Origin of the sequence: Streptomyces canus, assembly GCF_041435015.1 — a bacterium.
GTDB lineage: Bacteria > Actinomycetota > Actinomycetes > Streptomycetales > Streptomycetaceae > Streptomyces > Streptomyces canus_G.
Map to the genome: position 1 here is coordinate 8,086,842 of NZ_CP107989.1, position 25,865 is coordinate 8,112,706.

The following is a 25,865-nucleotide window of genomic DNA, read 5'->3' on the forward strand; positions in this document are numbered from 1 at the left end:
GCGCTCCCGCGGGTTGTGGGGAGGCTGCGGGTGGTACGTCGCTTGTCGCGCCCACGCGGCGGAGCCGCACATCGATACAGCCCCGCGCCCCTGGGTGGGTCCTCCTCGCCCTTCCCTCCAACATACCGACCGGTTAGTCTGGGCCTGCAGTCGAGCCGGAGTCGAAGGAGACCGATGGTGGAAGCCCTGCAGGGTGCCGGAGTGGTTGTGACCGGAGCGGGAGGTGGCATCGGGGCTGCGCTGGCCCGGCGGTTTGCTGCGGAAGGGGCCCGGGTCGTCGTCAATGACCTCGATGCCGGCCGCGCCAAGGCCGTGGCCGAGGAGATCGGGGGCATCGCCGTCGCCGGGGACGCCTCCGCCGTCGTCTCCGACGCCCGCGACGCGCTCGGCGGCAACGTCGACGTCTACTGCGCCAACGCCGGTGTCGCCTTCGGTGGAGGGAACGCCGACGAGCCGCTCGACGAGACCGGCTGGGCCACTTCCTGGGACGTGAACGTCATGGCGCACGTACGGGCAGCTCACGCGCTGCTCCCGGGGTGGCTGGAGCGGGGGAGCGGGCGGTTCGTGTCGACCGTTTCCGCCGCGGGGCTGCTGACCATGATCGGGGCCGCTCCCTACGCCGTCACCAAGCACGGGGCATACGCCTTCGCCGAGTATCTGTCGCTGACCTACCGGCACCGGGGCATCAAGGTGCACGCGATCTGTCCGCAGGGCGTGCGGACCGACATGCTCGCGGCCACCGGGAGCGCGGGAGATCTGGTGCTCCAGCCGACCGCCGTCGAACCGGAGGACGTGGCCGAGGCGCTGTTCCGGGGGATCGAGGAGGACCGGTTCCTGATCCTGCCGCACCCGGAGGTGGCCGAGTACTACCAGGTGCGGGCCGCCGAGCCCGATCGCTGGCTGGCCGGCATGAACCACCTCCAGCGCAAGTGGGAGGAAGCCCGATGAGCGAGTCCCGGTACGCCGCCAAGCCCTGGCTGGCGCTGCTCAGTGAGGCCCAGCGCGGGCCGGTCGAGCCCGCCGACTCGCTCGTGCACGCCCTGCGGCGGGCCGTCGCCGAGGCGCCGGAGCGGCCCTGCCTCGCCTACTTCGACGGGCGGCTCAGCTACCGCGAGGTCGACGAGCTGAGCGACTCCGTCGCCGGGCACCTCGCCGCTCGCGGTCTGGAGCGCGGGGACCGGGTGGCGGTCCTGCTCCAGAACTCCCCGCTCTTCGTGCTCGCGCTGCTCGGTGCCTGGAAGGCGGGCGCGGTCGTCGTGCCCGTCAACCCCATGTACAAGTCGGGGGAGGTCGGCCATGTCCTGCGGGACGGGGAGGTGGCCGCCCTGATCTGCTCCGACCGGGCCTGGGAGTCGTATCTGCGCGAGACGGCGGCCGGTTCGCCCGTGCGGATCGTGCTGACCGGGTGCGAGTTGGATTTCCAGACCCGCGGGGACGCGCGCGTGCTCACCTTCGAGCGGCTGTCGCAGGCCGAGGACGCCGACGACCTGGTCGCCGTCGCCCGTGCCGGGCACAAGGCGCCCGAAGGACGGGACGTCACGCCCTCCGACATCGCGTTGATCAGCTACACCTCGGGGACGAGCGGCACGCCCAAGGGCGCCACCAACACACACGGCAACATCATGTACAACGCCGAGCGGCAGCGGACCGGGCTCGGGCTGCCCGAGGCGCCCGTGTACTTCGCGCTGGCGCCCCTGTTCCACATCACCGGGATGGTCTGCCAGCTCGGGGCGTGTCTGAACAGCGTGGGCACGCTCGTGCTGGCGTACCGCTTCGAGGCGGGCGTCGTGCTGGAGGCCTTCGCCGAGCACCAACCGCACTACACGGTCGGCCCGTCGACCGCCTTCATGGCCCTGGCCGCCCACCCGGACGTCACCCGCGAGCACTTCTCGTCGTTCGTCAACATCTCCTCCGGCGGGGCCCCGCTGCCGCCCGCCCTGGTGGAGAAGTTCCGGGCCGGCTTCGGGCCGTACATCCGCAACGGCTACGGGCTGACCGAGTGCTCCGCGCCCTGCGCGTCCGTGCCGCCGGAGCGGGAGGCGCCCGTCGACCCGGTGTCCGGGACGCTCGCCGTGGGCGTGCCGGGGCCCGAGACGGTCGTACGGATCGTCGACGACAGCGGCGCCGAGGTGCCCTTCGGCGAGCAGGGCGAGATCCTCGTGCGCGGGCCGCAGGTGGTGCCCGGCTACTGGCGGCGGCCGGAGGCGACCGCCGAGACCTTCCCGGACGGCGAGCTGCGCACGGGTGACATCGGGTTCATGGACCCCGAGGGCTGGCTGTACGTCGTGGACCGCAAGAAGGACATGATCAACGCGTCCGGCTTCAAGGTGTGGCCGCGCGAGGTCGAGGACGTGCTGTACACGCATCCGGCGGTGCGCGAGGCGGCCGTCGTCGGCGTGCCCGACGGGTACCGCGGGGAGACCGTCAAGGCGTACATCAGCCTCCGTCCGGGTGCGGAAACCGACCCCGATGCACTCGCCGCGTACTGCAAGGAGAGACTGGCGGCCTACAAATACCCGCGGCAGGTGGAGATCCTGCCCGACTTGCCGAAGACGGCCAGTGGGAAGATCCTCCGGCGGGAACTCCGTTCCCCACCGCACAACAGCGAATGACCTCTCGGAAGGCAGGTGGCGGCACAGTGCCCAGGACGACGGACGGAGACGGTACGCCCGTCCCGCAGCGGCTGCTGGCCGCCGCCACCCGGCTCTTCGCCGAGCAGGGCTACGACCGCACCTCCGTGCAGGAGATCGTCGAGGCGGCCGGCGTCACCAAGGGGGCGCTGTACCACTACTTCGGCTCCAAGGACGACCTCCTGCACGAGGTGTACGCGCGCGTGCTGCGCGTCCAGCAGGAGCGCCTCGACGCGCTCGCGAACGCCGACGAGCCGATCGAGAAGCGGCTGCGGGCGGCGGCCGCCGACGTCGTCGTCACCACGATCGAGAACCTCGACGACGCGATGATCTTCTTCCGCTCGATGCACCACCTGAGCCCCGAGAAGAACAAGCAGGTACGCGCCGAGCGGCGCAAGTACCACGAGCGCTTCCGCGCCCTCATCGAGGAGGGCCAGGAAGCGGGCGTCTTCTCGAAGGCGACCCCGGCCGATCTCGTCGTGGACTACCACTTCGGGTCCGTCCACCACCTGTCGACCTGGTACCGCCCGGACGGCCCGATGGGCCCGCAGGAGGTCGCCGACCACCTGGCCGACCTCCTCCTGCGGTCCCTGCGGCCGTAGAGCGCCTCCTAGAGGTACTTCTTCAGCTCCCGTCGCGCGAGCGAGCGCTGGTGGACCTCGTCCGGGCCGTCCGCGATCATCAGGGTGCGGGCGCCGGCGTACAGCTCGGCCAGCGGGAAGTCCTGGCTGACGCCGCCCGCGCCGTGCAGCTGGATCGCCCGGTCGATGATGTCGACGACCGCGCGGGGCGTGGCGATCTTGATGGACTGGATCTCGGTGTGGGCACCCCGGTTGCCGACCGTGTCCATCAGCCAGGCCGTCTTCAGGACCAGCAGGCGGAGCTGTTCGGCGGTCACGCGCGCGTCGGCGATCCAGTTGTGGACCACGCCCTGCTGGGCCAAGGCCTTGCCGAAGGCGTCACGGGAGACGGCCCGGCGGCACATCAGCTCGATCGCCCGCTCGGCCATGCCGATCAGCCGCATGCAGTGGTGGATCCGGCCGGGGCCGAGGCGGGCCTGGGCGATGGCGAAGCCGCCGCCCTCCTCGCCGACGAGGTTCGAGGCCGGTACGCGCGCGTGGTCGAAGATCACCTCGGCGTGGCCGCCGTGGTAGTGGTCCTCGTAGCCGAAGACCCGCATCGCGCGCTTGACCGTGACACCCGGGGTGTCCCGGGGAACCAGGATCATGGACTGCTGGCGGCGGATGTCCTCGCCGTCCGGGTCGGTCTTGCCCATCACGATGAAGATCTTGCAGTCCGGGTTCATCGCCCCGGAGATGTACCACTTGCGGCCCGTGACGACGTACTCGTCGCCGTCCCGTTCGATGTGCGTGGTGATGTTGGTGGCGTCGGAGGACGCGACCTCCGGCTCGGTCATCGCGAACGCCGAGCGGATCTCACCGGCCAGCAGCGGCTCCAGCCACTGCTTCTTCTGCTGCTCGTCGCCGAACTGCGAGAGCACCTCCATGTTGCCGGTGTCGGGCGCCGCGCAGTTCAGCGCGGTGGGCGCGAGCTGCGGGGAGCGACCGGTGATCTCGGCGAGCGGGGCGTACTGGAGGTTGGTGAGGCCGGCGCCGTACTCGGCGTCCGGGAGGAACAGGTTCCACAGGCCCTGCCTGCGTGCCTCGGCCTTGAGCTCCTCGACCACGGCCGGGGTGTCCCACGGCGAGGCCAGCAGGTCGCGCTGCTCCTCCGCGACGGCCTCGGCGGGGTAGACGTACTCGTCCATGAAGGCGAGCAGCTTGGCGCGCAGCTCCTCGGTGCGCGCGTCGAACGCGAAGTCCATGCGGATCAGCCTTCCTGGATGCCGTGTCGAAGCGTGGTCAGACCGTGCTGGATGAAGACCGGGACGAGGTCGCCGATGCGGTCGAAACCGCGGCCGACCGTCTGGCCCAGGGTGTAGCGGTAGTGGATGCCCTCCAGGATCACGGCGAGCTTGAACCAGGCGAACGCCGTGTACCAGGACACCGCGGAGACGTCCCGTCCGGAGCGCTCGGCGTACCGCGCGACCAGTTCGGCCGGATCCGGGTGGCCCGGGGCCTCGGCGGTCGTGGAGACGGGGGAGTCGGGCATGCCCAGCGGCATGCTGTACATGACCAGCAGGCCGAGGTCGGTGAGCGGGTCGCCGAGGGTCGACATCTCCCAGTCGAGGATCGCCTTGATCTCGTCGTCGTCGCCCATCAGGACGTTGTCGAGACGGTAGTCGCCGTGGACGACCGTGGCCGCGGGGGACTGCGGGAGACGGCGGCCGAGGGTCGCGTGCAGCTCGTCGATGCCGGCGAGGTCGCGGTTGCGGGACGCGTCCAGCTGCTTGCCCCAGCGGCGCAGCTGGCGGTCCAGGAAGCCCTCCGGGCGGCCGAAGTCCGCGAGGCCGACCTCCGCCGGATCCACCGCGTGCAGTTCGACGAGGGTGTCGACGAGGGACAGCACGGCGTCGCGGGTGCGTTCGGGCCCGAGGGGGGCGAGTTCGTCGGCGGTGCGGTACGGGGTGCCCTCGACGAACTCCATGACGTAGAACGGCGATCCGAGCACGTCCTCGTCCTCGCACAGCAGGACCGGCCGCGGCACCGGCACGTCCGTGGGATGCAGGGCACTGATGACCCGGTGCTCGCGCTTCATGTCGTGCGCGGTGGCCAGGACGTGGCCCAGCGGGGGCCGTCGTACGACCCACTTCGACGTGCCGTCCGACACCGCGTAAGTGAGATTCGACCGTCCGCCCTCGATCAGCCGGCCGGTCAGGGGGCCGTGCACCAGGCCGGGCCGCTCGCGGTCGAGCAGGCCGCGCAGCCGGTCGAGATCGAGTCCTGGTGGATGATCGGGGCTCATCTGTGCTCCTTATGCGCGCGTGAACGGTCCCGACCATCATGCCGACTGGTCGGTATGTCGTCCAGAGGGCGCGGGGAACGTGATCCGGACCACGATAGGCCGACAGCTCCCCGCGCGGTGCGTCGGGGAGCTGTCGGCGGTGCCTGTCGGTCGGGTCAGTGGTCGTCCCAGTGGCCCTCGTGGGCGGCGTGCCGGTGGCCGTCGTGGACGTAGTCGACGTGGTCGCCGTGCAGGACGCTCTCATGTCCGCAGTCCTGGCCGTGCCGGTGCTCGTGACCGTCGTGCGAGACATGTCCGCCGGGTTCGCACTCGTCCCAGTGGCCCTCGTGCTCGCGGTGCAGATGTCCGTCGTGCGCGTAGTCGACGTGGTCCTCGTGCGGCACCTCGGCGTGTCCGCAGCCCGGACCGTGGGTGTGCGCGTGCGAGGCGTGTTCGTGGTGGAGGGTGGTCATGGTGCTCACCTTCGAAGCGACGGGCGATGACGTCGGACAGGCTGTCACGCGAAAGGTGCGTATGCGGATATTACGGTCTGCGTGGCGTACGGGTGCCCCGTAGGGGCGAGGGTGGGCACGGCCGGGCGCGTGTGGGGCGGTCGCTCGGGAGGCGGTGGGATCGGCGTACGGCGGCTGGTGCTGCTGTCGTCGCGGGGGCAGGACCGGGCGCGGCACGCCGAGGAGGCGCTGCATGCGTCGGGGGCCGACTGGACGGTCGTACGGGCCGCGTGGTGCGCGCAGAACTTCAGCGAGGGCCCGTTTGGTGGAAGGGCTTCGGCTGAGCGGGGAGCTGGTGTTTCCGGCGGGTGAGGCGCGGGATGTGGGGCGCCGAGCCGCTCAGAACACCAGCGCCGCCCCGCACACCGCCGTCGCCACCGTGCACAGGACCGCCGCCATGGCATGTCGCGAGGTGAGGGCCCCTGGCGTGTCCGATGAGGTCAGGGCGCGGATGCGGTGGTGGGCGAGGGAGAGGAAGCCCAGCCAGAGGGCGCAGCACAGGGCGCAGGCGACGAGTGTGGCGGGGGACGGGCCGCCGTGCAGGGCCGTCTTCACGGCGAGTACCGCCGAGACCGTGCCGGAGAGGGTCGTACGACGCCAGGCGAGCCGGGTGCGTTCGGGCTGGAGCCCCGGGTCACGCTCCGCGGCGGAGGCCTCCGCGGTGCCCTCGCTCATCCCTCCCACCCGACGAGCACCACGACGACCATGGCCACGGCCACCACCGCGACGACCAGGCTCAGCAGCGCCGGGAACCGGGACACCGGCAGATCCTCGCCGCGCCGCATCGCCCGCTCGCACCGTACCCAGTGGTTGACCGCCCGCAACGAGCACAGCACGCCCGCCGCGAGCAGCGCGAGTGCCAGGCCCACCCGCCAGCCCCAGCGCAGATCCGGCAGGAACTGGTCCACGGCGAAGCCGCCGCCGATCAGTGCGAGCGCGGTGCGCAGCCAGGCCAGGAAGGTGCGTTCATTGGCCAGCGAGAACCGGTAGTCGGGGGTACGGCCCTCCTGCCGGACCTCCTCGGGGGCGAACCAGACGCGGACGTTCCGTGCGAAATCGATCACGCGCACGAGCCTAGCGGCCGGGTTCCCGAACGACGTGGTGCGGGCCCCGCTCAACCCCTCGACCGGTACGCCTTGAGCCGCTCGTACGCGGCCAGCCCGTCCGGCACCCACTCCCAGTCCCGCAGGCGCAGCTCCACCTCGTCCTCCGGCAGGAAGTCGTGCCAGGCGACCTCCTCGACCTGCGGGCTGACCGGCAGCTCGCAGCGGACCTCGTAGACCGCGGACCACCAGGTCCGGCCGGCCCCGTCGTCGTACAGGAACTTGAAGAGGAACTCCGGGCGGGGCAGCCCGCTCACGCCGAGTTCCTCCTCGGCCTCGCGCAGGGCCGCGTCGTCGTAGGACTCGCCCGCGCCGACCACGCCGCCGACGAACATGTCGTGGAGCGACGGGAAGACCAGTTTGGTCGGTGTGCGGCGATGGACGAAGAGGCGGCCCTCGACGTCCGTGGCCCGGATGAAGACGCAGCGGTGGCGCAGCCCCTCGGCGTAGGCCTCGCCGCGTGGGGACTGGGCGACGACGTTGTCGTTCTCGTCGACGATGTCGAGGATCTCGTCAGCAGCGCTCATGTCCCCATCCAAGCAGCAGCGCCCGGCGCGTCCGTCCCACAAGGCGCGCGTCAGCTCGGCTGGAGGTCGCGCGCGGGTTCCGACCGGTCGGCCCCGCGCGGCATCGCGGGGTGCATCCCCAGCAGCACGATGCCCGCGACGACGGCCGCGAGCCCCAGCGCCTCCCAGGTCAGCGCGGCGGTGTCGGTGCGCAGCCGGTCGCCCAGGAAGCCCACCCCGCACACGATCCCGGCGAGCGGCTGGGCCGCGGTCAGCGCGGGCAGCGACATCCGCAGGGGTGCGGTCTCGAACGCGCTCTGCACCAGGACGAGCCCGGTGATCCCGAGGACCAGCACGGCGTACGGCTGCCAGCCGGTCAGCAGCTCGACGAGGCCGCCCTCGGAGAAGCGCTGGCCGCTGACCCGGGTGAGGGCGTCCTGGACGCCGTACAGCAGACCGGCGGCCAGGGCCAGCAGGACCGGGCCCGAGCTGAGGCGGGAGCGTTTGGCGTACGTCGTGAGCAGCAGGGCGAGGCCGATCATGGCGCCGATGATGAGCCAGTGGCGGAAGGGATCGGTGACCGCCGTACCGCCGCGTGGCTCACCCGCCACGATGAACGCGGTCACCCCGCCCGCGAGCAGTGCGAGCCCCGCCCAGCCCTGGCGGCCCAGCGGCTGCTTCGTCTGCTTGCGGGAGAGGGCCAGGGCGAAGAGGAGGTTCGTGGCGAGGAGGGGTTCGACCAGGGAGACCTCGCCCTGGCCCAGCGCGATCGCGCCGAGGATCATGCCGGCCACCATCAGGCCGATGCCGCCGAGCCAGCGCGGCACCTTCACCAGGTCCAGGAGCAGCCGGGGCGAGAGGAAGTCGCTCAGCGGGGCCTGACGGGCCGCGTTCTGCTGGAGCACGAAGCCGAAGCCCAGGCAACAGGCAGCACTCACGGCGAGAATCAGAACCAGTACCGACACGCTGCGTACCTCGATCGTCCGGCCGGGCGGCGGAGGGGTTGTCGCCGACTGTAGCGTCCCAGCGTCCGGCTTGCCCCTGGGAGTACCCGTATTCGGGCTGTCGACTCGGCCGCCGCGTCGTTCTCGGCAGCGGGGTTCCCGCCATGGTGCGGTGCGAGGAGGCGCGGCGCCATGGCGTACGCCACAGACGTGGGCCCTTGACCCGGTCCCACCAGCACCGCTTCGCCACAACTTCCTCTCAGGTATGGATAGTTGACGCGTGTAATGCGCCGTCGGCTCTTGACGCAAACCATTGGCGGGCGGTTGGCTGTCCGTGATCAGTCGATGGCGGTGCGAATCGGCCCGCCGACCTGCCCACATCGACGGTCGGCCTGCCCGCATCCGCTCAGGCACCCCTTCCGCCCCACCCCTTCCACCTCGCTCTTCCGCCCCACCCGTCACGCGCCATGTTCCGTGAGGAAAACCCACACGGTGTCCCCGCCCCCGCCGCCCTTCGGCCGCAGTCGAAAACGCGCCGCCCAGGCCTTCGACGCGGCCCTCGACGACGCCGAACTCATCGACGCGCGTTCCGCGTTGGCGCAGGGCAGATGGCAGGCGGCCCGTGCGCTGCTGGCCCGGACGGGTGACGAGTGGGACCGGCGGGGCCACCGGATCACGGTTCTCGCGGCCGAGCCGTACAGCGATGCCTGGGCCAGGGACTGGCTGGTGGCCGAGCCGGACTCCGGCGACGCCGCCGTACTGCTCGCCCTCGCCCTGGTCCAACGGGTGCCGCGGGGCAAGGGGAAGCCCGCCGCCGCCCGCGAGGCCTGCCGCACCGCGGCCCGCCGGCTGCCCGCCGACCCCACCCCCTGGCTCGGCCTGCTCCTGCTGGAGCGCGACCTCGGGGCGGCGGACGAGGTGGCCGACGTCTTCGGCGAGATCCGGCAGCGGCACGCCGACCACCACCACGCCCACCATCTGATGGTCGCCCGGCTCGCCGAGCGCCGGGCCGAGGCGGGCCCCGACCCGTTGCACGAGGTCTACGACTTCGCGAACTGGGCCGCCGAGCAGGCCCCCGCCGACTCGCCGCTCGCGATCCTGCCGGTCATCGCCCACGCCGAGCGCTACCGGGCCCTGGCCGCCGCCGGGCACGAGCCGCGCGACCCGGCCGCCTCGGGCCACTGGACCGGACGCCGGGCCCGGCAGGTGATGAAGGCGGCTTTCGACTGGTGGCTGGAATGGGAGCACGAGGGTCACCCCCGCCGCCTGGTCGACCTCAACTTCCTCGCCCACGCGAAGGTCTGCGAGGGCCGCGGCGCCGAGGCCGCCGCCCTCTTCCACCGCATCGGCGAACGCCCCACCCCGGCCCCCTGGTCCTATCCGGACCACGAGCCGTACTCCGCCTTCCTTGCCGCCCGCGACAGCGCGCTCGGCACGGTGTAGCACCCCCGAACCCCAGAAGGACGGTCCCCATGGCCACCGAGAGTTCCAGTAAGAGCAGACCGGACATCAGTACGTTCAAGGGGCAGGACCGCGCGCTGCGCGCCGGCCGCCTCGGCACCGGAGGCCTGCTGCTCTCCGTTCTCGCCGCGACCGCCCCCCTCATGGTCGTCGCGGGTGTCATGCCCACTACATTCGCGGTGATGGGGATCGTCGGCCAACCCCTCCTCTACGTCGTCCTCGGCGTGGTCCTCGTCCTGTTCAGCGTCGGCTACGCCGAGATGAGCCGGCACGTCCACAACGCGGGAGCCTTCTACGCCTACATCTCCCGCGGTCTCGGCGGCACGGCCGGGGCGAGCGCGGCCCTCGTCGCCCTGGTCGCCTACAACGCCCTCCAGGTCGGCATCTACGGCATCTTCGGCTTCGAGGTCTCCGGACTGTTCGCCACCTACGCCGACCTGTCGGTGGCCTGGTGGATACCCGCGCTGGTGGCCGCCCTGGTCGTCGGCGCGCTGGGCTGGCTGAAGATCGACGTCAACGCGCGCGTGCTCGGCGTCCTGCTCATCGTCGAGGTCGCCCTGGTCGTCATCTTCGACATCGCCGCGGTCGCCGACCCCGCGGCCCAGGGCCTGTCCCTGCACGCCTTCAACCCGGACACCCTCAGCGGCGCCGGCGTCGGCACCGCCCTGTGCTTCTGCATCGCCGCCTTCCTCGGCTTCGAGCAGGCGCCCGTGTACGCCGAGGAGACCAGCCGCCCGCACATCCTGGTGCCGCGCGTGATGTTCCTGGCCGTCGGCGGCGTCGCCGTCTTCTTCGCGCTCAGCAGCTGGGCCCTCACCGTCGCCACCGGGCCCTCCGCGGTCGTCGCCGAGTCGCAGAAGCAGAGCGCCGGACTGCTCTTCGGGCTCACCGAGTCCCGCCTCGGCGGCACGTTCACCGACGTCCTGCACGTGCTGTTCGTGACCGGCATGTTCGCGGCCATGCTCAGCTTCCACAACGTGGTCGCCCGCTACGCCTTCGCGATGGGCCGCGAGGGACTGCTGCCCGCCGCCTTCGGCCGCACGAACAGTGCGAGCGGCGCGCCCGGCACCGGCTCGCTGCTCCAGACCGCCGTGTCCGTGGTGGTCGTGGTCGTCTTCGCGATCGCCGACGACAAGCCCACCGGCGACCCGACCGTGCCGGTTCTGCACCTGTTCACCTGGTTCGGCAACATCGGCTCCCTCGGCGTGATCCTGCTGATGGCGGCGGCTTCCGCCTCCGTGATCGCCTTCTTCGTCCGGCGCGGCGCGGCGGGCGCCCAGGCCTGGCGGCTGGTCACCTCGGCCCTCGCGGGGATCGCCCTGCTGGTGATCGCCGTGTACACGGTGAAGGACTTCGACGTCCTGGTCGGCGCGGGCCCGGGGTCCTCGCTGAGCTGGGTGCTGCCCGGCATCATCGGGCTCGCCGTGGTGGTGGGCCTGGCGCAGGGCCTGCTCCTGCGGGCCCGCAGGCCCGAGGCGCACGCCCGGATCGGGCTCGGCAACGAGGCGTTCCAGCTGGAGAAGGCGGCGGGGGAGGTGTCGTAGCCCTCCGCGAACCCGGTGCTCGCTGAGATCCGGGTGAGAAGTGGTTACGGAAGTCTGACGAGCACCCGCGATTCCTGGTCCCGCAGGCCTCGCGGGTGTTCGAATGAGGAGGTGAACTCCGAACAGCCCGAGGAACAGCGCGGTACGCCGATCGGCCGCCGTGTCCTCCTCGGCACCCTCGGCCTGGGCGCGCTCGGCGTGGTCGGCGCGCCCACCCTGCAACGCGGCCTGGAGGCATTCCTCGGCAGCGCCGCCGACAAGGACCCCACCGGGCTGACGGGACTGCTCCCCAACGGCGGCGGCTTCCGCTACTACTCGGTGACCTCGTCCGTGCCGCACAAGAACGCCGAGAACTACCAGCTCAAGATCGACGGCCTGGTCTCGCGCCCGCGGACGTACACCCTGGCCGACCTGCGGGCGATGCCCCAGACCCGGATGGTCAAGGACGTGCAGTGCGTGACGGGCTGGCGGGTCCCGGACACGCCGTTCGAAGGCGTACGGCTGTCCCGGCTGCTGGACGCGGCCGGGGTGAGAGCGAAGGCGGGCGCCGTCCGCTTCACCTGCTTCGACGGGGCGTACTCCGAGAGCCTCACCCTCGACCAGGCCCGCCGCTCGGACGTCCTGGTGGCCCTGCGCATGCAGGACAAGGACATCGGCCACACCCACGGCGGCCCGGTCCGCCTCTACGTGGCTCCCATGTACTTCTACAAGTCGGCCAAGTGGCTGTCCGGCATCACCGTCACCGAGGACGTGGAGCCGGGTTACTGGGAGGACCGGGGCTACGACGTGGACGCCTGGGTGGGCCGATCGAACGGGCGGGACGATGATCCTACGAGCTGATGCCCCACCGCAGGCACATGTCCGGCGTTTCGGGCGCAGCCAGAAGTGGGTCCACCGCGCGACCGCCGCGCTGATGGGCGTCTGCGTGGTGACGGCGGCCTGCCTCTACGTCCCCCAGCTCGCCGAACTCGTCGGCCGCCGTGAGCTGGTGGTCCGCGTCCACGAGTGGGCGGGCCTGGCCCTGCCGGTACCGGTCCTGGTGGGCCTGGTCTCCCGCGCCTTCCGCGCCGACCTGGGCTTCCTGAACCGCTTCGGCCCGCACGACCGGGTCTGGCTGCGGGCCGCGTTGCACCGCGACAAGCGCCGGGCGGCCCGTCCCGCGGGCAAGTTCAACGCGGGTCAGAAGGTCTACGCCGCCTGGATCGCGGGCGCGAGCCTGGTCATGCTCGGCACGGGCCTGCTGATGTGGTTCACCCACCTCACTCCGATCCAGTGGCGCACCAGCGCGACCTTCGTCCACGACTGGCTGGCCCTGTCGATCGGCATCGTCCTCGCGGGCCACATCGGCATGGCGCTGGGCGATCCGGAGGCGAGGAGGGGGCTCAGGACCGGAGAAGTGAGCCGGGAGTGGGCGGAACGCGAACACCCCCTGTGGCGGCCGTAGGCCGACAGGGGGCGCCGCAGCCGCCGTACGCCTAGATGACCAGCGAGAGCAGCAGCACCAGACCGCCCGCGAACACCGAGATGATCGTCTCCATGATCGACCAGGTCTTGACGGTCTGGCCGACGTCCAGGCCGAAGTACTCCTTGACCAGCCAGAACCCGGCGTCGTTGACATGGCTGAAGAAGAGGGAGCCGGCGCCGATGGCGAGGACGAGCAGGGCCGTGTGCGTCGTCGACATGTTCGCGGCGAGCGGGGCGACCAGGCCGGCCGCGGAGACCGTGGCCACCGTCGCGGAGCCGGTCGCGAGACGGATCGCGACCGCGATCAGCCAGGCGAGGAGCAGGGCCGGTATGGACCAGTCCTCGGATATCTCCAGGATCATCCGACCCACGCCGGAGTCGATCAGGGTCTGCTTGAACCCGCCGCCGGCGCCGACGATCAGCAGGATGCCGGCGATGGGCGCGAGGCCCTTCTCGACGAGCGGGGCGAGGCGCTCCTTGCCGAAGCCGGCCGGGCGGAGCAGCGTGAAGATGCCCACGAGCACCGAGGCCAGCAGGGCGATCAGCGGCGAGCCGACGACGTCGAACACGCGCTGCCCGGTGTTGTCGGGGTCGTCGATCACGATGTCGACCAGCGCCTTGGAGAGCATCAGGACGACCGGCAGGAGGATCGTGGCGAGGGTGGCACCGAAACCCGGCCGCTTCTCCAGGTCCTCCGAGGCGCGCTGGGGGATCATCCGGTCGGGCGCGGGGACGTCCACCCAGCGGGCCGCGACCTTCGAGAACAGCGGCCCGGCGACGATCACCGTCGGGATGGCCACCAGCACACCGAGCGCGAGCGTCACACCGAGGTTGGCCTGTACCGCGTCGATCGCGACCAGGGGGCCGGGGTGCGGCGGGACCAGGCCGTGCATCACGGAGAGACCGGCGAGGGCCGGGATGCCGATGCGCATCAGGGAGTAGTTGCCGCGCTTGGCGACCATGAGCACGACCGGGATCAGCAGCACGACGCCGACCTCGAAGAACAGCGGCAGACCGATGACGGAGGCGATCAGAACCATCGCCCACGGCATCGAACGGCCGCCCGCCTTCGCGAGGATCGTGTCGACGATCTGGTCGGCCCCGCCCGAGTCGGCGAGCATCTTGCCGAGGATCGCACCGAGGGCGATCAGCACGCCGACGCCGGCGACCGTGGTGCCGAGGCCGGTGGTGAAGCTGGTGATGGCCTTGTCGAGCGGCGCTCCGGCGACCGCGCCGAGCACGAGCGTGCCCAGGGTCAGCGCCAGGAAGGCGTGGAGCCTGAACTTGGTGATGAGTACAACGATGACGGCGATGCCCGCCAGTACGGCGATGCCCAGCTGAGCGTGACCGGCCGAGGTGATCGGCTCCGGTGCGTCCGCTGCCAGCATCTCGACGCTGAGTCTGGTCACGGGGGTCCCTTGCAGGTACGGGGATGTGCTTCGGAAAAGGGTGTGGAAAGGGGTGTTACGGGAGTTCGGCGAGCGCCTTCACGGCCCGCCCGGTGATCTCCTCCGGGCTGCCGGACACATCCACCACGACCCCGGCCTCGTCCGCCTGGAGGGGCTGGAGCGTGGCGAACTGCGAGTCCAGCAGCGCGGTGGGCATGAAGTGCCCCTGCCGGTGCGACATCCGGTCCTCGATGAGGGAGCGGTCGCCCGCCAGGTGCACGAAGACGACCCCGGGCGCCTCGGCCCGCAGCCGGTCGCGGTACGAGCGCTTCAGCGCCGAGCAGCTGACCACCCCGCCGAGCGCCGCCCGCCCGTGCGCCCAGGAGCCGATGGCGTCCAGCCACGGCAACCGATCCTCGTCGGTGAGCGGGGTGCCGGCCGACATCTTGGCGATGTTGGCCGGCGGGTGGAAGTCGTCGCCCTCGGCGTACGGAACGCCGAGCCGGGTCGCGAGCAGGGGACCGATGGTGGTCTTCCCGGTGCCCGCGACGCCCATGACCACGACGACCTTCGGGGTACTCATCGCTGCCTCACTGTCTGCGTGTCCTCTTCGACAACTGATGCCGACTCATGCCGACTGATGCAGACGCAACTGAAACCGATTAGGTACGACGAATCAAGAGGCTGTGATGAATAAGTCTGACTTTTTCTTGGTGTGACACGCCCCGTACTCTGAGTGCATGAGCACATCGGGCCGGGGGCTGCACGGCCGCGTACTGGAAAGCCTCGGCCCCGCCATCACCGCGGGCGACTACCCGCCGGGCAGCGTTCTGCGCACGGACGAACTGGCTCAACGCTTCGACGTCTCCCGCTCGGTGATGCGCGAGGCGGTCCGCGTCCTGGAGTCGATGCACCTGGTCGAGTCCCGCCGACGCGTGGGCGTGACGGTCCGCCCCAAGGCCGAGTGGAACGTCTACGACCCCCAGGTCATCCGCTGGCGACTGGCCGGCGCCGACCGGCCCCACCAGCTGCGCTCACTGACCGTGCTGCGCTCGGCGATCGAGCCGGTGGCGGCCGGCCTGGCCGCGAAGCACGCGACGGCCGAGCAGTGCGCCGAACTCACCGAGTGCGCGCTCGGCATGGTCGCCCACTCCAAGGGCCACCGCCTCGAGGGCTACCTCTTCCACGACATCGCCTTCCACCGCGTGATCCTCAACGCCTCCGGCAACGAGATGTTCGCCCGCCTCGGTGACGTGGTCGCCGAGGTCCTCACCGGCCGCACCCGCCACGAGGTCATGTTCGAGGACCCCGACCCGGCCGCCGTCACCCTCCATGTCCGGCTCGCCGAGGCGATCCGCGCGGGCGACGCGACTCATGCGGAGGAGCTGACCCGCGAGATCGCCGAGGGCGCCCTCCAGGAGCTGGACATACTCGCGCCGTAGATCACGTAGATCACGTAGATCACGTAGATCACGTAGATCAGTCGAGGAACTCCCCGTCGACGTACACCCAGGCTCCGCCGACGCGCTCGAAACGGCTGCGCTCGTGCAGGGAGCCGCCCTTGAACGAGGCGCGGAACGTCACCGTGCCCGTGCTGTGGAACGCCGAGCCGTCGGCCGTGCCGAGGATCTCCAGGCCGGTCCAGCGCATGCCGGGATCGAGATCGACACCCGGCGGCCGGGTCCGCGGGTGCCACGTGCGCAGCAGATACGCCTCGTCGCGCTTCACGAAGGCGCTGTAGCGCGAACGCATCAGCGCTTCCGCGGTGGGCGCCGCCGACTCACCCCGGTGGAAGCGGCCGCAGCAGTGGTCGTACGTCTCCTCGAGGCCGCAAGGACAGGGGGGCCGTTGCCCGGAGCCACGCCGGCTCACGGCTGCACCGTGCCGGTGTTGGTGGGCGGATGCGCCGGCCGTGCCGGAATCACCGTCGGCAACGACGGCAGCGCCGTCCCGTACACCCACGCGTCGAACAGCCCGGTCAGCGGCTCGTCCGCGAACCGGTTGACGTGGGCCGTGAACGTCGTCGTGGTCACGGCCCCGCCCCGGTGCAGCCCGGCCCAGCCGCGCAGCATCCGGAAGAACGCCTCGTCACCCATCGCGCAGCGCACCGCGTGCACGGTGAGCCCGCCGCGTTCGTAGAGCCGGTCGTCGAACATCGACTTGCGTCCCGGGTCGGCCAGACGCAGGTCCTGGGGGAGCGAGGACAGCAACCGGTGTGCCGCGGCGGCCAGTTGCTGGGCGGTACGGCCCCCCGAACGCTCCGACCACAGCCACTCGGCGTACTTGGCGAACCCCTCGTTCAGCCAGATGTGCCGCCAGTCCGCGATGGACACACTGTTGCCGAACCACTGGTGCGCCAGCTCGTGCGCCACCAGCCGCTCCCAACCCCGGGCGCCGTCCACGTGGTTGGCGCCGAACAGCGACAACCCCTGGGCCTCCACGGGCACATCGAGCTCCTCCTCCGTGACGACCACCGCGTACTCGTCGAACGGATACGGCCCGAACAGCTCCTGGAACAGCTCCATCATCTGCGGCTGCCGCGCGAAGTCCCGGGAGAACTCCGGCAGCAGATGCGCCGGGATGTGCCCGTGCTGCGGCACCCCGCCCGGCCCCGGGTCGCCCAGCAGCACCGTCTGGTACTTGCCGATCGACAGCCCGACGAGATAGCTGGACGTGGGCGCGGCCTGCTCGTACACCCAGGTCGTCGTGGACGCCTTGGTCGTACGGGTCAGCAGCCTGCCGCCCGCCACCACCGCGTACGCCGACGGCGTGGTGATCGAGATCTGGTACGACGCCTTGTCCGCGGGCCGGTCGTTGCACGGGTACCAGGACGGCGCCCCGATCGGCTGGCTCGCGACCAGCGCCCCGTCCTCCAGCTCCTCCCAGCCGAGCCCGCCCCAGGGGCTGCCGACCGGCTTGGGGTTGCCCGACCAGTGCACCTCGACCGTGAACGCGGCCCCGGGCCGCACCGGCTTCGCCGGACGGACCCGCAGCTTCCCGCCCCGGTGCGTGTAGCGCGCCTGCCGGCCGTCCACCCGCACCCGGCCGATCTTGAAGTCGGACAGGTTGAGCATGAACTCGGCGAGCGGCGAGCGCCCCGCTATGGCGTTGATCCGGGCGCTCCCGGCCAGCCGGTTCGGGCCCGGGCGGTAGTCCAGGGCGAGCTCGTAGCGGTGCACCCGGTACCGGGCGTCACCGTGGTCCGGGAAGTACGGGTCCGGACCCGCCGCCTGCTGAACTGCCACTGCCGCTTCTGCTCCCTGCGCTGCGTTCCCACTCGGATCCACCGGTACACCGCTCACCGACTCCGAGTGGCCCGCGTTCAGGGCCGCCATGCCTCGATCGGGTTGCCGAGCCAGCGGGTGTCGTCCGGGACGGACTCCGCGGCCATGACGAGCGACGCGGGGCCCAGCGTGGTGCGGGCCCCGATCGTGCTGCCGGGCAGCACGATCCCGCCAGGGCCCAGCGTGGCACCCTCACGGAGAACAACAGTATCCGTCCGCAAGATCCGGTCGTGGAAGAGGTGGGTCTGGAGCACACAGCCGCGGTTCACGGTCGCCGCGTCCTCCAGGGTCACCAGATCGGTCTCCGGCAGCCAGTAGCTCTCCACCCAGACGCCCTTGCCGATCCGCGCGCCGAGCCCCCTGAGCCACGCCGTCAGCACCGGCGTACCGGGCACGGAACCCGCCAGCCACGGCACCGCGAGCACCTCGACGAAGGTGTCCGCGAGCTCGTTGCGCCACACGAAGCCGCTCCACAGCGGGTGCTCCCCACTGCGGTGCCGCCCCACGAGCAGCCACTTCGCGACCACCGACACCAGCCCCGCCGCCGCACCGGCCACGAGCAGTACCACTCCCGCCAGCGGCCAGGCCCACGGCCCGAGCACACACAGCGCGGCCACCGTCAGCACGGCCAGCCAGGCCGAGCAGAACACGGGCACGATCCGGCACAGCTCCACCAGACCGCGCGCCCACAGCAGCCCCGCCGAGGGCTCGTACGTCCGGCTCTGGTCGCTGTCGGCCGCGCTGCGCGGCAGTTTCACCGGCGGCAGCCCCAGATACGACGTGTCCTTCTTCGCCTTCTTCGGCGTGGCCGACAGCACGCCCACCAGCCCGCCGTCCGGCACGGTCCGCCCCGGCGCGGTCATCCCGGAGTTCCCGAGGAACGCCCGCCGCCCGATCTCCGCGCGCCCGATCCTGACCCAGCCGCCACCCAGCTCGTACGGCGCGGTCAGCGTGTCGTCGGCGAGGAACGCACCCTCGCCGACCGTCGTCAGGCTCGGCAGCGCGAGCACCGTCGACACCTCCGCACCGCGTCCGATCCGCATCCCGAGCAGCCGCAGCCACACCGGCGTGACCAGCCCGGCGTACAGCGGGAACAGCGTCTCGCGCGAGCGGTCCATCAGCTGTGTGACGGTCCACGCCTGCCACCCGACCCGGCTGTGCGTCGGATACGTCCCCTCGCGCAGCCCCAGGCTCAGCAGCCGTACGGCGACCAGGATCAGCAGCGCGTACGCCAGCCCGAAGGCGAGCGTGGCCGGGACGAGGGCCAGGGCGGCGCCCTTCAGGGGCGCGTAGGCGGCGAGGAACGGACGGGCGACCAGGAAGGCCGCGCCACCCGCCAGCACCGGGAGCATGCTCATGGAGAGGCCGGCCAGGCCGTACATCACCCGCCAGTACGTCCCCCGCGCCGGCCGCTCCTTCGGCCAGTTGCGCTTGGCCTTGCCCAGCTTGACCGCGGGCGCGCCCGCCCAGCGCTGGCCGGTCGGGATCTGCCCGGTGACCGCCGAACCCGGCGCCACCTCGGCCCGCTTGCCGACCCGGGCGCCGGGGAACAGGATGCTGCGCGTGCCGACGACGGCGTGCGCACCCACCTTGACCTGGCCGACCTCCAGCCGGTCGCCGTCCAGCCACCAGCCGGACAGGTCCACCTCGGACTCGACGGCCGCGCCCCGGCCCAGCTTGAGCATGCCGGTGACCGGCGGCAGCGAGTGCAGGTCCACGTCCGGGCCGAGCCTGGCGCCCAGCGCCCGCGCGTACCGCTCCAGCCAGGAGCCGGTCAGCGAGGTCGCCCCGGTGAACTCGGCGAGTCGCTCGGCCGTCCACAGCCGCAGGTGGACGCCGCCACCGCGCGGGTAGCGGCCGGGCTGCACCTTGCGCAGCAGCACGCGCGCCCCGCCCGCCGCGATCGCCAGCCGTCCGGGCGGACTGAACAGCAGCAGGGCACCGGCCCCGACCAGCCACCACGAGGTGCTCGGCAGCCAGGAGTACGGCAGGACGTTCCCGAGCGCGGCGAGCGGCACCAGCCAGCGCAGTCCGAGCAGCGTGAACAGGGGGAGCAGGACGAGAAGTTGGATCACCTGGGCCTTGAGCGGCACCGGTGCGATCACCCGCGCCGCTCCGTCGTCCTGCGCGGACTCCTCCAGGTGGCGGGCCAGCTTGCGCAGCGTGGGCTGCTGGTAGATGTCGAGGACGGCGGCGCTCGGGTAGCGGGTGCGCAGCCGGGTGGTCAACTGGGCGGCGGCCAGGCTGCTGCCGCCGATCGCGAAGAAGTCGTCGCGGGCACTGGAGACCGGGATGTCGAGGACTTCCGCCCACTGCTCGGCGAGCCAGGCCTCGGTGCCGTACAACTCCTCCGCGGGGCCGCCGGTTTCGAGCCCCTCGAGCGGCCAGGGCAGCGCGTTGCGGTCCACCTTGCCGGAGGTCCGCGTCGGCAGGTCGTCGACGGGAGCGATCAACGGCACGAGCGCGGCGGGCAGTGCGGCCCGCAGCTTCTCCACGGCTGCGGCATGGTCCCAGCCGTCCTGCGTGACGACGTACCCGACGAGAAGCTGGTTGCCGCTGCGGGCGGTGCGGACGGCGGCGGCCGCTCCCGCGACCCCGGGCAGGGCCTGGAGAGCCGCGTCGACCTCACCCAGCTCGATCCGCCGGCCTCCGAGCTTGATCTGCTCGTCGGCCCGGCCGAGGAAGACCAGCCCCTCGGGCTCCGTCTTCACGAGGTCACCGCTGCGGTACGCCCGTTCCCAGCCCAGCGACTTCAGCGGCGCGTACTTCTCCGCGTCCTTCTCGGCGTCCAGGTACCGGGCCAGCCCGACCCCGCCGATCACCAGCTGTCCGCTCGCGCCCATCGGGACGGGTTCCCCGGCCTCGTCGACGACGGCCAGCTCCCAGCCGTCCAGCGGCAGCCCGATCCGGATCGGCTCCTCGCCGCTCATCAGCGAGGCACAGGCCACCACGGTCGCCTCGGTGGGCCCGTAGGTGTTCCAGACCTCGCGCCCCTCCGTCACCAGCCGCTGCGTCAGCTCGGGCGGGCACGCCTCACCGCCGAAGATCAGCAGCCGTACGTCGTTGAGGGTCTCGGGCTCCCACAACGCGGCGAGCGTCGGCACCGTGGAGACGACGGTGATCTCCTGCTCGACCAGCCAGGGCCCGAGATCGGCCCCGCTCCTGACCTGCGAACGCGGCACCGGCACCAGACAGGCCCCGTACCGCCAGGCCAGCCACATCTCCTCGCAGGACGCGTCGAAGGCGACCGACAGCCCCGCCATGACCCTGTCAGCGGGACCGATGGGATCGTCGGTGAGGAACAGGGCGGCCTCGGCGTCCACGAAGGCGGCCGCGCTGCGGTGCGAGACGGCGACCCCCTTGGGCCGGCCGGTGGAGCCGGAGGTGAAGATGATCCACGCGTCGTGCTCGACGCCGGGTCGGGCGGCGGGGGAGTCGCAGCGCCCGTTGACGGTCAGCTCGTGCCCGGCGCCGACCACGGCCCGGACCTCCGCCTCCCCGAACACCAGCTCGGCCCGCTCGTCGGGGTCCTCGGCGTCGACGGGGACGTACGCGGCGCCCGCCGCCAGCACGGCGAGGATCGCGACGTACAGGTCATTGGTGCCGGACGGGACCCGGATGCCGACCCGGTCGCCGAGTCCGACCCCGGCCTCGGCGAGCCGCCGCCGCAGCCGCTCCACCTCGACGGCCAGCGCACGGTAGGTGAGCCGGGTGGTCCCGTCGTCCAGGGCGAGCTCGTCGGGGTAGGACCGGACGGACGCGTCGAAGACGTCGACGAGCGTGCGCGGGGAGGCGGCAGGGCCCCCGGAAAAACGGGCCGTGTCGCCGAACTGTTCGCGGATCTCTGCGCTGAGCTCTTCGTTGAGCAGGCCGAGAGCGCTGCTCTCGTGTATCGCTGCCATCGGTCCTCGCGTCTCGATCCCGGAGCCCTCCGGGGCGCTGGCGGGCCGCAGGTCTGCCTGGGGTTGTCCGGCACCAGCTCGTAACAAGCCGGAAATTTTAGTACGACGCTAGGTTCGAACCTCCGAAACGGCCACTGGGGACGGCTGTTCGAGGGGTGCGGCAGCTCTGCCGCGCGCCTGTGACCTGGTGATCTTCACGCCGAGCGAGAGATGCCCCACATACAGCGAACAGGCCGTATACGACGAATCCCCCGGCCGCTGAGCGGCCGGGGGATTCGGCTGGTGTCCGAGGGGGGACTTGAACCCCCACGCCCGATAAAGGGCACTAGCACCTCAAGCTAGCGCGTCTGCCATTCCGCCACCCGGACAAGGTGTCTGTCGCGCGGGGTTCCCCTCGCGGCGACGAAGGAAACATTACCAGGCTTTCGAGGGGCCCCGATCACCCCCCGTTCCCGTCCCCGGCCCCGCGTGAACGGCGTGTGACGGGCCGGGTCCGGTCTTGGGGAGGACCGGACCGCGGGGGGAGGATGAGGGGAACCACCAGCAGTGACAGCGGGAGGAACAGCGTGAGCGACACGGACACGGCCAGGGGCGTCACCGGCGAGGACGAGGTCGTGGACCTCTGCCGCGAGCTGATCCGGATCGACACCAGCAACTACGGCGACCACTCGGGGCCGGGTGAGCGCAAGGCGGCCGAGTACGTCGCGGAGAAGCTCGCCGAGGTGGGCCTCGAACCGCAGATCTTCGAGTCGCACCCCGGTCGCGCCTCCACGGTCGCCCGGATCGCGGGCGAGGACCCGTCCAGGCCCGCGCTGCTGATCCACGGGCACACCGACGTGGTGCCGGCCAACGCGCAGGACTGGACCCACCACCCCTTCTCCGGCGAGGTCGCCGACGGGTGTGTGTGGGGGCGGGGCGCCGTCGACATGAAGGACATGGACGCGATGACCCTGGCGGTCGTCCGTGACCGCCTGCGCAGTGGGCGCAGGCCGCCCCGGGACATCGTCCTCGCGTTCCTCGCCGACGAGGAGGCGGGCGGCAAGTTCGGCGCCCGGCACCTCGTCGACCACCACCCGGAGCTCTTCGAGGGCGTGACCGAGGCGATCAGCGAGGTCGGCGGCTTCTCCTTCACGGTGAGCGAGCAGCGGCGGCTCTACCTGATCCAGACGGCCGAGAAGGGCATGCACTGGATGAAGCTGACGGTGGCCGGCACCGCCGGGCACGGCTCGATGATCCACCGGGACAACGCCATCACCGAACTGTCGGAGGCGGTCGCGCGGCTCGGACGGCACACGTTCCCGGTCCGGGTCACCAAGACCACGCGCGCCTTCCTCGACGAGCTCGGCGACGCGCTCGGCACCGAGCTGGACCCGGAGGACATGGAGGGCACGCTCGCCAGGCTCGGCGGCATCGCCAAGCTCATCGGCGCGACCCTCAGCAACACCGCCAATCCCACCCAGCTCGGCGCCGGCTACAAGGTCAACGTCATCCCGGGCGAGGCCACCGCACACGTCGACGGGCGCTTCCTGCCCGGCTTCGAGGAGGAGTTCCTCACGGACCTCGACAAGATCCTCGGGCCCAAGGTCAGGCGGGAGGACGTGCACTCCGACAAGGCCGTGGAGACCACGTTCGACGGGGCGCTGGTGGACGCCATGCAGTCCGCGCTGGTCGCCGAGGACCCGGCCGCCAAGGCGATCCCCTACATGCTCTCCGGCGGCACCGACGCCAAGTCCTTCGACGAGCTCGGCATCCGCGGCTTCGGCTTCGCGCCGCTGAAGCTGCCCCCGGAGCTGGACTTCGCCGGGATGTTCCACGGGGTCGACGAGCGGGTGCCCGTGGACGGGCTGAAGTTCGGCGTGCGGGTGCTCGACCGGTTCATCGACGCGAGTTGACGCGGTAATTCGCCCGCTCGTGCGACATCGGCCGGGAAGGGTGAATGTGCTCATACGCTCGTATCCCCATTACTCCCTCCTCGTTACAGGTGATGCGATCCGCTACTTGGGGTCGCTTTGCCAACAAGGAGGAATAATGATCAAGAAGGTCGTCGCCGCTGCGGCTGCCACTGGTGGCCTGGTTCTCGCGGGCGCGGGCCTTGCCGTCGCCGATGCGGGTGCTCAGGGTGCCGCTGTGGGCTCCCCGGGTGTTCTGTCCGGCAACGTCGTCCAGGTTCCCGTGCACGTCCCGGTGAACGTCTGCGGCAACACGGTCTCCGTGATCGGCCTGCTGAACCCCGCCTTCGGCAACACCTGCATCAACAAGTGACGTTGTGCCTCGCCCTCGCTGAAGAGGGGTGAGCCCGTCGGCCCCGGAGCGCACGCCATGCGTTCCGGGGCCGACCGGCCTTTTCGAAAAGAAAAAGAACCGCGATGCGGCGGTATTTCGAGACAGGGTCGAAAGCAGGGATTCAGCAGATGCGACAAGTCACCCGCAAGAGCCTGATGACAGTGGCGGCCGCGACCGGCGTGATCGCCGCGGCCGGAGGCGCCGCCCATGCCGACTCGGGCGCGAGCGGATCAAGCACGAACTCTCCCGGCGTACTGTCGGGCAACACCGTGTCGGTGCCGGTGCACGTGCCGGTGAACGCGTGCGGCAACACCGTGGACGTCGTCGGGCTCCTCAACCCCGCGATGGGCAACAGCTGCGGCAACAAGGGCGGCGGCTCCGGAGCACACGGCGGCGGTCACCGGGGTCACGGACATGGCGGGCACGGCGGACATGGCGGGCACGGCGGACACGGTGGCTCAGGCTCCGGCGAATCCGGGGGTTCGCACGCCGGCGGACACACCGGTGGCTCACCCGGCGTGGGCTCGGGCAACCACGTGGAGGCGCCGATCGACGTTCCGGTGAACGTCTGCGGCAACAGCGTCGACCTCATCGGCATCGGCAACCCCGCCATGGACAACGACTGCGGAAACGGCTCCGGAACCGGCTCCGGCGGCGGGCGGCACACCCCGCCCGGCGGCGGCCACCAGACGCCGCCCGGATCGCCGGAACAGCCCGGCAGTCCGGGCCACCCGGGTCACCCCGGCCACCCGGGTCACCCCGGCAACCCGGTGGAGCCCGGCCACCCCGGCTTCCCCGCCACCCCGCCGGGCGCGGGCCACCGGACGCCGGTCGGCGGCAACCACCCCGGTGCCCAGACGGTCACCCAGCCCCTGGGCAGCGCGCAGCTCGCCCAGACCGGCAGCGACCTGCCGATCGGCCTGGCCCTCCCGGTGGGCGCCGGAGCGCTCCTCGCCGGCACGGTGCTCTACCGCAGGGCACGGGCCTCGGCCTAGGGCACACCGCGAGAAGCGGAGCGGGCCCCGCCGCGGCGGGGCCCGCTCCGTTCTGCCTGTCTCACCACGTGGCACGCACCTGGCGGATGATCCGCCGGCGCAACCGCACCCTGCGGCTGCCATCGCGCATCAGGCTCAGTCGGTCCAACTCCCAGTGTCCGTACTCGGCATGGTCCGTCAGCAGACGTGTGGCGTCCTTGCGGGAGACCCCCCGCGGTACGTACACGTCGACAAATTCGTATTCCGGCATCGCATCTATTGTGCGGTCCGGGGCCCGGTACGGATAGCGTCTGCACTATGTCTGATGCTGTGCAGCCCACCGCTGCCGAGGTACGTGCCGCCGCCGAGGCGGTCAAGACCGCGCTCGACCGCCACCTGGCCGCGGTCGAACGGAGGTCGGGGGAGGACGACCCCGGCGTCTACGAGGCCTTCAACGAACTGGCCGCGGCCGCCGAGGTGTACGACGAGCTGCTCTACGACCGTTACGACGAGGTCACCCCCTTCGAGATCCCCGGCGCGGAGGACACCGCGCCGTACACGGGCCCGGAGGAGCCGAACGCGCTGAGTGTGCTGATCCGCCGTGACTACGCCGTGGCGGAGCCGCAGCGGCTGCTGGCGCAGGCCCAGCGGATCGAGGCGGCGGACGACACCGTCGCCACGGAGGCCTCCGGCACGGTGCACGGCGCGCTGGGGGTGCTGTTCGGCGAGTTCGAGCCCGACGAGATCGCCTCCCGGCACAAGGAGTTCGGCCTCGAGGAGGGCGACTCCACGCTGTGGGTCACCGCGGCCGACGAACCGGCCGAGCCGGGGGAGTGGCTGGAGGCCCCGTTCGAGCCGGTCGACGTGGAGCGGGTGGTGTGCCGGTTCGATGTCAGCGCGGTCTTCGACGACGACCTTGAGGACGACCTCGACGACGACGTCGATGACGAGGCCGACGGTGCCGACCTCGAGGACGAGGACCTGGAACCGCTGGACGTGGATCGTCGCTGAGACGAATGAGGCGCG

Annotated in this window: 25 protein-coding genes, 1 tRNA gene and 1 pseudogene; 13 read left to right on the plus strand and 14 right to left on the minus strand. The window is 71.5% G+C overall.

The window, feature by feature from the left end; translation table 11 throughout:
* Nucleotides 1-174 precede the first annotated feature (174 nt).
* The 3 genes from OG841_RS36920 to OG841_RS36930 are packed head-to-tail and all read left to right on the plus strand — an operon-like array spanning nt 175 to nt 3,232.
* Nucleotides 175-948 carry an SDR family oxidoreductase gene (locus tag OG841_RS36920; protein WP_371568613.1) on the plus strand — a complete coding sequence of 258 codons (774 nt, stop codon included), beginning with the start codon at nt 175-177 and terminating at the stop codon, nt 946-948.
* Complete coding sequence (locus OG841_RS36925) at nt 945-2,612, plus strand: class I adenylate-forming enzyme family protein (protein WP_328637403.1); 1,668 nt, start codon at nt 945-947, stop codon at nt 2,610-2,612. Before OG841_RS36920 ends, OG841_RS36925 begins: the two co-directional genes overlap by 4 nt.
* 26 nt (nt 2,613-2,638) lie before the next feature.
* On the plus strand, nt 2,639-3,232 hold the full coding sequence (locus tag OG841_RS36930; protein ID WP_266526460.1) for a TetR/AcrR family transcriptional regulator: 594 nt from the start codon (nt 2,639-2,641) through the stop codon (nt 3,230-3,232).
* An 8-nt stretch (nt 3,233-3,240) separates the two neighbouring features.
* Here OG841_RS36930 and OG841_RS36935 read toward each other — a convergent pair whose 3' ends face one another.
* The 3 genes from OG841_RS36935 to OG841_RS36945 form a co-directional block, all read right to left on the minus strand.
* Entirely contained in the window at nt 3,241-4,455 is a 1,215-nt protein-coding gene (locus OG841_RS36935) for an acyl-CoA dehydrogenase family protein (protein WP_371568617.1), read from the minus strand.
* A gap of 5 nt (nt 4,456-4,460) precedes the next feature.
* Nucleotides 4,461-5,495: a phosphotransferase family protein gene (locus tag OG841_RS36940; protein ID WP_365120285.1), complete on the minus strand. Its 1,035-nt coding sequence runs from the start codon at nt 5,493-5,495 to the stop codon at nt 4,461-4,463.
* A gap of 155 nt (nt 5,496-5,650) precedes the next feature.
* Entirely contained in the window at nt 5,651-5,947 is a 297-nt protein-coding gene (locus tag OG841_RS36945; protein WP_365120283.1) for a hypothetical protein, read from the minus strand.
* A gap of 127 nt (nt 5,948-6,074) precedes the next feature.
* On the opposite strand from OG841_RS36945, the pseudogene OG841_RS36950 reads away from it, so the two are divergent.
* Nucleotides 6,075-6,308: pseudogene (locus OG841_RS36950) on the plus strand (NmrA family transcriptional regulator); the annotation flags it as partial.
* Between the two features lie 17 nt (nt 6,309-6,325).
* Here the strand turns inward: OG841_RS36950 and OG841_RS36955 are convergent.
* Genes OG841_RS36955 through OG841_RS36970 form a run of 4 tightly spaced genes read right to left on the minus strand, consistent with a single transcriptional unit; the run spans nt 6,326 to nt 8,560 of the window.
* Entirely contained in the window at nt 6,326-6,661 is a 336-nt protein-coding gene (locus OG841_RS36955) for a DUF202 domain-containing protein (RefSeq protein WP_328637399.1), read from the minus strand.
* The gene (locus OG841_RS36960; RefSeq protein WP_311718617.1) at nt 6,658-7,050 is read right to left on the minus strand and encodes a YidH family protein; all 393 of its coding nucleotides are present in this window, start codon (nt 7,048-7,050) and stop codon (nt 6,658-6,660) included. The genes OG841_RS36955 and OG841_RS36960 overlap by 4 nt, the downstream gene beginning before the upstream one ends.
* Nucleotides 7,051-7,100: 50 nt before the next feature.
* Nucleotides 7,101-7,616 (minus strand): NUDIX hydrolase, encoded by a 516-nt coding sequence (locus OG841_RS36965; RefSeq protein WP_365120281.1) that lies wholly within the window; start codon nt 7,614-7,616, stop codon nt 7,101-7,103.
* 50 nt (nt 7,617-7,666) lie between these two features.
* On the minus strand, nt 7,667-8,560 hold the full coding sequence (locus tag OG841_RS36970) for a DMT family transporter (protein WP_328637397.1): 894 nt from the start codon (nt 8,558-8,560) through the stop codon (nt 7,667-7,669).
* Nucleotides 8,561-9,031: 471 nt separating this feature from the next.
* Between OG841_RS36970 and OG841_RS36975 the strand changes: the two genes are divergently transcribed.
* The 4 genes from OG841_RS36975 to OG841_RS36990 all read left to right on the plus strand — a co-directional run bounded on the left by OG841_RS36975 (nt 9,032) and on the right by OG841_RS36990 (nt 12,988).
* Nucleotides 9,032-9,982, plus strand: coding sequence for a hypothetical protein (locus OG841_RS36975; RefSeq protein WP_328637396.1), 951 nt, complete (start codon nt 9,032-9,034; stop codon nt 9,980-9,982).
* 29 nt (nt 9,983-10,011) lie between these two features.
* On the plus strand, nt 10,012-11,544 hold the full coding sequence (locus OG841_RS36980; RefSeq protein WP_328637395.1) for an APC family permease: 1,533 nt from the start codon (nt 10,012-10,014) through the stop codon (nt 11,542-11,544).
* 111 nt (nt 11,545-11,655) lie between these two features.
* On the plus strand, nt 11,656-12,384 hold the full coding sequence (locus OG841_RS36985; protein WP_328637394.1) for a molybdopterin-dependent oxidoreductase: 729 nt from the start codon (nt 11,656-11,658) through the stop codon (nt 12,382-12,384).
* Nucleotides 12,368-12,988 carry a cytochrome b/b6 domain-containing protein gene (locus OG841_RS36990; protein WP_328637393.1) on the plus strand — a complete coding sequence of 207 codons (621 nt, stop codon included), beginning with the start codon at nt 12,368-12,370 and terminating at the stop codon, nt 12,986-12,988. The genes OG841_RS36985 and OG841_RS36990 overlap by 17 nt, the downstream gene beginning before the upstream one ends.
* A gap of 31 nt (nt 12,989-13,019) precedes the next feature.
* Here OG841_RS36990 and OG841_RS36995 read toward each other — a convergent pair whose 3' ends face one another.
* Nucleotides 13,020-14,417 carry a GntP family permease gene (locus tag OG841_RS36995; protein WP_328637392.1) on the minus strand — a complete coding sequence of 466 codons (1,398 nt, stop codon included), beginning with the start codon at nt 14,415-14,417 and terminating at the stop codon, nt 13,020-13,022.
* A 55-nt stretch (nt 14,418-14,472) separates the two neighbouring features.
* Complete coding sequence (locus OG841_RS37000; RefSeq protein WP_328637391.1) at nt 14,473-14,979, minus strand: gluconokinase; 507 nt, start codon at nt 14,977-14,979, stop codon at nt 14,473-14,475.
* A 157-nt stretch (nt 14,980-15,136) separates the two neighbouring features.
* Here OG841_RS37000 and OG841_RS37005 point away from each other — a divergent pair, with 157 nt between their 5' ends.
* Nucleotides 15,137-15,838, plus strand: coding sequence for a FadR/GntR family transcriptional regulator (locus OG841_RS37005; protein ID WP_328637390.1), 702 nt, complete (start codon nt 15,137-15,139; stop codon nt 15,836-15,838).
* A 37-nt stretch (nt 15,839-15,875) separates the two neighbouring features.
* On the opposite strand, the gene OG841_RS37010 is transcribed toward OG841_RS37005, so the two are convergent.
* The 4 genes from OG841_RS37010 to OG841_RS37025 form a co-directional block, all read right to left on the minus strand.
* Entirely contained in the window at nt 15,876-16,268 is a 393-nt protein-coding gene (locus OG841_RS37010) for a YchJ family protein (RefSeq protein WP_328637389.1), read from the minus strand.
* Complete coding sequence (locus OG841_RS37015) at nt 16,265-17,641, minus strand: M1 family metallopeptidase (protein WP_328637388.1); 1,377 nt, start codon at nt 17,639-17,641, stop codon at nt 16,265-16,267. The genes OG841_RS37010 and OG841_RS37015 overlap by 4 nt, the downstream gene beginning before the upstream one ends.
* Before the next feature lie 77 nt (nt 17,642-17,718).
* The gene (locus OG841_RS37020) at nt 17,719-21,582 is read right to left on the minus strand and encodes a Pls/PosA family non-ribosomal peptide synthetase (RefSeq protein ID WP_371568628.1); all 3,864 of its coding nucleotides are present in this window, start codon (nt 21,580-21,582) and stop codon (nt 17,719-17,721) included.
* A 280-nt stretch (nt 21,583-21,862) separates the two neighbouring features.
* A tRNA-Leu gene (locus OG841_RS37025) sits at nt 21,863-21,950 on the minus strand.
* Between the two features lie 198 nt (nt 21,951-22,148).
* Here OG841_RS37025 and OG841_RS37030 point away from each other — a divergent pair.
* The 3 genes from OG841_RS37030 to OG841_RS37040 all read left to right on the plus strand — a co-directional run bounded on the left by OG841_RS37030 (nt 22,149) and on the right by OG841_RS37040 (nt 24,860).
* Nucleotides 22,149-23,474, plus strand: coding sequence for a M20/M25/M40 family metallo-hydrolase (locus OG841_RS37030; RefSeq protein ID WP_371568631.1), 1,326 nt, complete (start codon nt 22,149-22,151; stop codon nt 23,472-23,474).
* 136 nt (nt 23,475-23,610) lie between these two features.
* The gene (gene chpH, locus OG841_RS37035) at nt 23,611-23,844 is read left to right on the plus strand and encodes a chaplin ChpH (protein ID WP_007380902.1); all 234 of its coding nucleotides are present in this window, start codon (nt 23,611-23,613) and stop codon (nt 23,842-23,844) included.
* A gap of 149 nt (nt 23,845-23,993) precedes the next feature.
* On the plus strand, nt 23,994-24,860 hold the full coding sequence (locus OG841_RS37040) for a chaplin (protein ID WP_328637385.1): 867 nt from the start codon (nt 23,994-23,996) through the stop codon (nt 24,858-24,860).
* A gap of 61 nt (nt 24,861-24,921) precedes the next feature.
* On the opposite strand, the gene OG841_RS37045 is transcribed toward OG841_RS37040, so the two are convergent.
* Nucleotides 24,922-25,110, minus strand: coding sequence for a DUF5703 family protein (locus OG841_RS37045; RefSeq protein ID WP_007380901.1), 189 nt, complete (start codon nt 25,108-25,110; stop codon nt 24,922-24,924).
* A gap of 47 nt (nt 25,111-25,157) precedes the next feature.
* On the opposite strand from OG841_RS37045, the gene OG841_RS37050 reads away from it, so the two are divergent.
* Nucleotides 25,158-25,850: a hypothetical protein gene (locus OG841_RS37050; protein WP_328637384.1), complete on the plus strand. Its 693-nt coding sequence runs from the start codon at nt 25,158-25,160 to the stop codon at nt 25,848-25,850.
* Nucleotides 25,851-25,865 lie beyond the last annotated feature (15 nt).

Coding starts and splice junctions, on each gene's coding strand:
- OG841_RS36925 (WP_328637403.1), top strand. CDS start 945: ATGAGCGAGTCCCGGTACGCCGCCAAGCCCTGGCTGGCGCTGCTCAGT.
- OG841_RS37040 (WP_328637385.1), top strand. CDS start 23,994: ATGCGACAAGTCACCCGCAAGAGCCTGATGACAGTGGCGGCCGCGACC.
- OG841_RS37020 (WP_371568628.1), bottom strand. CDS start 21,582: ATGGCAGCGATACACGAGAGCAGCGCTCTCGGCCTGCTCAACGAAGAG.
- OG841_RS36940 (WP_365120285.1), bottom strand. CDS start 5,495: ATGAGCCCCGATCATCCACCAGGACTCGATCTCGACCGGCTGCGCGGC.
- OG841_RS36955 (WP_328637399.1), bottom strand. CDS start 6,661: ATGAGCGAGGGCACCGCGGAGGCCTCCGCCGCGGAGCGTGACCCGGGG.
- OG841_RS37045 (WP_007380901.1), bottom strand. CDS start 25,110: ATGCCGGAATACGAATTTGTCGACGTGTACGTACCGCGGGGGGTCTCC.
- OG841_RS37000 (WP_328637391.1), bottom strand. CDS start 14,979: ATGAGTACCCCGAAGGTCGTCGTGGTCATGGGCGTCGCGGGCACCGGG.
- OG841_RS36920 (WP_371568613.1), top strand. CDS start 175: ATGGTGGAAGCCCTGCAGGGTGCCGGAGTGGTTGTGACCGGAGCGGGA.
- OG841_RS37005 (WP_328637390.1), top strand. CDS start 15,137: ATGAGCACATCGGGCCGGGGGCTGCACGGCCGCGTACTGGAAAGCCTC.
- chpH (WP_007380902.1), top strand. CDS start 23,611: ATGATCAAGAAGGTCGTCGCCGCTGCGGCTGCCACTGGTGGCCTGGTT.
- OG841_RS36980 (WP_328637395.1), top strand. CDS start 10,012: ATGGCCACCGAGAGTTCCAGTAAGAGCAGACCGGACATCAGTACGTTC.
- OG841_RS37050 (WP_328637384.1), top strand. CDS start 25,158: ATGTCTGATGCTGTGCAGCCCACCGCTGCCGAGGTACGTGCCGCCGCC.
- OG841_RS36990 (WP_328637393.1), top strand. CDS start 12,368: ATGATCCTACGAGCTGATGCCCCACCGCAGGCACATGTCCGGCGTTTC.
- OG841_RS36965 (WP_365120281.1), bottom strand. CDS start 7,616: ATGAGCGCTGCTGACGAGATCCTCGACATCGTCGACGAGAACGACAAC.
- OG841_RS36945 (WP_365120283.1), bottom strand. CDS start 5,947: ATGACCACCCTCCACCACGAACACGCCTCGCACGCGCACACCCACGGT.
- OG841_RS36935 (WP_371568617.1), bottom strand. CDS start 4,455: ATGGACTTCGCGTTCGACGCGCGCACCGAGGAGCTGCGCGCCAAGCTG.